This is a genomic window from Rhodococcus ruitaii, from assembly GCF_055230935.1.
Genome location: NZ_JBUYWC010000045.1, coordinates 1 through 956, shown reverse-complemented (window position 1 = coordinate 956; position 956 = coordinate 1). Strand labels below are relative to the sequence as shown.

Here is a 956-nt window from a genome sequence, read left to right as displayed (position 1 = left end):
CGCGGGTCTGCACCCTCGGTGCAGCGACCCGGACCACCAGGAAACCACGCTCACGGTGTGGGCCAGCACGAACCGACCCGATCCCGGTGCTCACCGAGGTCGGGTCCGGCGTGGACGGGACACCTCGCGCAGGGCACACCCGAGACTGTGTCGGACCCTGCTGCGAGCATGATCATCGTGACATACCGCGACCGCCGGGCCCGGCTCGGAGCCGAGCATCCGATCGCGGCCTTGCCGGCGCAGGGTCGCCTCTACGGCCACCGCCGTGCGCGCACTCGTGCGATGCGCACGGTCACCGTCACCACGCAGGACGGCCCGGTCGAGGCGAGTTCCTGATGGCGAGGTTCGAGATCCCGCACGGCTGGACGGCGCAGGCCTACCGGTTCGCGCTCGACCCCACACCCACCCAGGTGCGGGCATTCCGCTCGCACGCGGGTGGTGCCCGCAAGGCGCACAACACGATGCTCGCGTTGGTGAAGGCGGTGATGGATCAACGGCAGGCCGAACGCACGTACGGTATCGCCGAGGACGAGTTGACGCCGTCGTTGGGATGGTCGCTACCGGCGTTGCGTAAGCAGTGGAACGTGCGTAAACACGTGGTGGCGCCGTGGTGGGCCGAGAACTCGAAGGAGGCCTACAACACCGGATTGGACGCCCTCGCTCGGGGGTTGGACGCGTGGAACAAGTCCCGTAAAGGTGAGCGTGCCGGGAATCCGGTCGGGTTCCCGAAGTTCACGACCGCACGGTCGCGGCGGTCGGTGCGGTTCACCACCGGCGTCCTCCGGGTCGAGCCGGACCGCCGTCATGTCACCCTGCCGAGGGTGGGGCGGATCAAGACCTGTGAGTCCACCCGGAAGTTGGCCCGCCGCATCGAGGCGGGCACCGCCCGTGTCCTGTCGGCCACCGTGTCCGAGGACTCGGCCGGCCGGTGGCATGTGGCGTTCCAGGTGCTGGTC

At 69.4% G+C, this 956-nt stretch carries 2 protein-coding genes; both read left to right on the top strand.

What is annotated here, in order from left to right:
* A partial coding sequence (locus ACZI8W_RS26125; RefSeq protein ID WP_463371447.1) for a recombinase family protein occupies positions 1-336 on the top strand: 336 nt, incomplete at its 5' end.
* A partial coding sequence (locus ACZI8W_RS26120; protein WP_463371446.1) for a helix-turn-helix domain-containing protein occupies positions 336-956 on the top strand: 621 nt, incomplete at its 3' end. The genes ACZI8W_RS26125 and ACZI8W_RS26120, both read left to right, overlap by 1 nt.